2 protein-coding genes and 1 pseudogene are annotated in these 3,269 nt (G+C 68.1%); all 3 read left to right on the top strand.

Translation table 11 applies throughout. The features are described 5' to 3' along the window. Positions 1 to 652 (top strand): annotated as a pseudogene (locus D769_RS32425) (hypothetical protein); the annotation flags it as partial. Between the two features lie 241 nt (positions 653 to 893). Beyond that, entirely contained in the window at positions 894 to 1,610 is a 717-nt protein-coding gene (locus D769_RS19985; RefSeq protein ID WP_008648831.1) for a hypothetical protein, read from the top strand. A 69-nt stretch (positions 1,611 to 1,679) separates the two neighbouring features. Next, positions 1,680 to 3,269: hypothetical protein (locus tag D769_RS19980; RefSeq protein WP_008648829.1), on the top strand; the 1,590-nt coding region annotated here is incomplete at its 3' end.

Below are 3,269 nucleotides of genomic sequence, written 5' to 3'. Positions count from 1 at the left end.
CCGCGAGTCCGCCCGCGCGGTGGCGGAGCCGGCCCAGCAGGCCGACCGTCCGATCGCCGAGCACGAAGCGAAGCTCCTGCCCCCGGGCCAGGCCAACGTGCAGGCACCGCAGCAGGAGGTCGACGGCACCGCCAAGGCTCTGGACAGCCTCATGTCGTGGACCGGAGGGGACCGCGAACCGGTCCGCGTGGTGGGTGCCCCCGCCGCGCCGACCCAGCAGGCCGAGCGCCCCATCGTCGAGCGCGAGGCCAAGCTGCTGCCGCCGTGCCAGTCGGGCATGCAAGCGCCGCAGCAGCAGGTCACCGGCACCGCGAAGACCTTGGACAGCCTCATGTCCTGGACCGGTGGCGCTGCCACGCAGGACCGGAAGGACGCGGCGCCCATCGTGGTGGATCCGAACAAGCCGCTGGCCCCGCAGGTCCACGAGCACAACGACCGTGTCCGCGAGAACAGCGACGCGGCGAAGCAGTTGTGGGAAAGCCTCGAGCTGCGCGGGCCGAAGGCCGAAGCCGCGCAGCGTGCACGCCTGGGCCTGCCGCCGGTGAACCAGGCGCAAGGCGTGAGCCAGACCCAGACGGGCCCTGCGCAGGATCTTGGCAAGCGCCGCGAGTTGAAGCTGAGCCTTGACGACGAGTACGAGCGCCGCCGCTGATCCGCAATGTCTCCTCCCGCCCTGTCCGGCATGGGCAGGACCCTGCCCCGGGTTCACCCCCGGGGCATTTTTGCGCCCGTCGTTCCCGTTTTCCCCTTCCCCTGGTGACGGGGCGGAGCCGGATCGCCCACCTTTTTCAGGTGTTTTAATCCGTGCCAGGGCACGGATTGACATACCCCCTGAAGCTGCTAGATGTGTGGGATCGGCCCCGCAAGGCCCTAACGTTCAGGAGGATGCCCCCATGTCCCATCGTTTGAAAACCGTCGCCACCCCGGTGGCCATCGCCGCGGCGCTGTCCCTCGGCACCACCGGTTGCACGACCCTCACCGGCGCTGGCCAATCCCTGGGTGACCACCTCGGCATTTCCAACCAGAGCGGTGCGGCGGCCACTGGTGGCGCGATCATCGGTTGCGCCGGTGGTGCTGCTGTCGGCGCGGCGATCGGTGCTTTCACCGGTCACCCCCTGGAAGCGGCTGCGATGGGCTGCGGCGCCGGCGGTCTCGCCCTGGGCTACATGAGCTACGCCGCCTCGGTGCAGAAGCAGCTCGACAACGCCCGTGCGGGAGCCAAGGCGATGCAGGATCAGTTGATCGCCATGAACGCGCAGCAGCAGGCGATCGTGTCGACCAAGCTGGTCCACGACCAGGACAAGGACGGGAAGCCCACCAGCAAGGAAATCCCGGCCTGGGACAAGACCATCGTGGGCCTGCCGCCCGCCGGGATGAAGTCCCACGATCCGCGCGTCGCCGCCCTGATCAGCAAGGCCGGTGAGCTGGCCAGCAAGTCCGACAAGCCGGTGACCATCGGTGTGTACGTGATGGCGCGTGACGCGAACTGGGTCCGGGGGATCCTGGACGCTGCCATCCCGAACGGCAACAAGACCGCTTCCTACATGGTGCACACCGTCACCTCGCCCGCAAAGGCCAAGCTCGAGCTGACGCCGATCCCGTCCGTCTGATCGACCGGACGTCCAGGGCGGCCTGCCGGTCGCCCTGCCCCATTCCAACATCTCTGGAGGAGACAGACGATGGACAAGAAAGCGCTGGAAACCTCGGTCAGCTACGCCTGGGACGACCTGGGTACCGCCGCGGTGCACGTGAAGTGGGCCGCACAGGGCTACGTCGAGGCCGCGCAAAAGACCCTCGATGCGTTCAACAAAGTGCAGCGCCAGCTCACCACGATCTTCATCAAGAACCTGAGCCTGGAACAGGCCGGCCAGCTCATGGCCGAACTGCGCAAGCAGCCCGCCGGGCAGATGACCGTTGCGTTCGCAGAAGACACGCAGCTTCAGGCCAAGCTCAAAAGTGCCAACGACGCCAAGACGGACTATCGGGACGCCCGCCTGGCGTGGAACAAAGCGGTCGATGCGGCTGAAGCGGCCGGGTGCGAGCCGACCGAGCGGTTCAGCCAGCCCGACGAGGTCGTGGACGCTGACCAGGCCATCGAGGCCGAAGTCCAGATCACCGAGCGGCTCAACGCCCTGCGTGACGCGATCGAAAAGGATGCCCAGCACGTCGATACGATGGTTCTGAATGCGCAGCAAAGCGCGAGCGTCGTACCCCAGGCGGTTCCGGCCGCTCAAGCTGCGCCGACCGTCGAAGCGGAGGTGGTCACGGACAGTGCGGCGGAGGATCCGCTTGCCATGCTCGACGGGATGACGGGCAACGCCGCCGCTGCTGCACCGGCCGCCCACGCCCCTGCGGCGTCGCAGGTCCAGGCACCGCAGGCCCAGCCCGCGTCCATCGTCGACGACATCGAGGAGGACGAGAGCCTGCCTCCTCCGAGCTCGAACACCGAGGCCCCGACGGCCGCGGCCGTGGTGTCGCAACGCACGTCGGATTCCGAGCCGACCGCCCCCATGAGCGACGTGGCGCGGCGCATGACCGCCGAACTGCTCGACAACTGCATTTGGGTCGCCGAAGCGATGGTGGCCATCAATGGAGCCCCGCGGATCGATCTGCCCAACCTCGTGAGCGATGTCGAAGCCGCGATGAAGGCCCTGCGCGAATCGCTCGCGAACTACACCCAGGAAATCCTGGAGCCGGACCCCGACAAGGTGCAACAGGCCGAGCAGTTGGTCCTGGATGCGTCCAACGTTGCTGCGCACGCTCAGCGTCTGATCGCGATCGGTCCGCTGATCGACAAGTCGCTCAACGAAAGCAAGGTGCTGCAGGCGGCAGCAAAGGCCTACGAGCAGGCCCAGGACACCAAGACGCGCGCCGTCGCCGGTGGGGTGTACAAGCAGGCCGTGGAGGCCTTGATGGCCACGCACGCGCAGCTCGTTGCCTCCGGCAATGCCCCGGCTGAGCTTCTCGAAAGCCTGGGTGAGCTGGTGGACCACGGCGGGGTGAATCTGGCCAAAATGGCCAACCACGCTCACGTCGCCGCCGTCTCGCCCCGGAAGGACGCCCACGACATGTCTTGGGCGAACCCGGCGGCCTCCAAGGGCCGCGAGAGCCTGGCCCGCTTCGCCAAGCCGGCCGGGATCGGTCTTGCCGCCCTGGTGGTGGTGATCGCCGGTGTGTGGATCGGGTCGAGCGGCGGCCAATCGTCGACGTCCCCGGTCGTCCCTCCGGTGGTCGCACCGGCCACCGCCCCGGCACCCGCGGCGGTTCCC

This window comes from Cupriavidus sp. HMR-1 (assembly GCF_000319775.1).
Lineage (GTDB): Bacteria > Pseudomonadota > Gammaproteobacteria > Burkholderiales > Burkholderiaceae > Cupriavidus > Cupriavidus metallidurans.
This window is presented reverse-complemented; position numbering and strand designations above follow the sequence as displayed.